The organism is Microbispora amethystogenes (genome assembly GCF_016863015.1).
In the GTDB taxonomy this organism is placed as follows: domain Bacteria; phylum Actinomycetota; class Actinomycetes; order Streptosporangiales; family Streptosporangiaceae; genus Microbispora; species Microbispora amethystogenes.
Genome location: NZ_BOOB01000148.1, coordinates 1 through 677, shown reverse-complemented (window position 1 = coordinate 677; position 677 = coordinate 1). Strand labels below are relative to the sequence as shown.

The window sequence follows — 677 nt, the reverse complement described above, 5'->3', positions numbered from 1 at the left end:
GGGCGGGGCACCCGGATGCCGCCGATGACCGCGGTGAACTGCGGGCTGTCACCGCGCTGCCCGGCGGTCAGCACGATCGACAGCAGCTTTTGCCCCTGCTCGCAGGCCAGATGCAGCTTGGTGGTCAGCCCGCCACGAGAACGCCCCAGCGCGTGATCGGCCGGCTCGGTACCGGCTCTGCCGCCGGGCGGCTCGGCTTGAAGATCCCCCTTTTCCGCGCCCCGGCGGCGTGCTGATGCGCCCGGGCGATGGTGGAATCGACGCTGACGTCCCAGGTGATGCGCCCAGCCGCGTCCGCCTGGGCTTGCAACGCGGTCAGGATCTGCTGCCAGGTGCCGTCGCGTTGATAGCGCCGAAACAGCGCATACACCGCTGACCAGGATCCGTAGCAGGCGGGCACATCCCGCCAGGGCACGCCGGTCCGTACCCGCCAGCGGATCCCGTCGATCAACTGCCGCTTACTGAACAGCGACGGCCGCCCCGACCGTGTGGGCGCCGGCAGCAACGGCTCCAGTACCGCCCACTGGGCATCGGTGAGGTCGAACCGCCTCGTCACCGCTACAGTGGCCACGAGGTCTCCGGTTTCAGGTTTTTCTTGGTCGATCAACCAATTACCGGAGACCTCTTACGTTGTCGATCTACGACCTCTCCGACTCCCCGACGCCCCACCTCAAACC

The 677-nt window shown here is 67.9% G+C and carries 1 protein-coding gene; it reads right to left on the bottom strand.

Annotated elements, in window-relative coordinates; genetic code table 11:
• Positions 1-124 precede the first annotated feature (124 nt).
• On the bottom strand, positions 125-607 hold the full coding sequence (locus tag Mam01_RS36105) for an IS5 family transposase (protein ID WP_204289701.1): 483 nt from the start codon (positions 605-607) through the stop codon (positions 125-127).
• Positions 608-677: the final 70 nt, after the last annotated feature.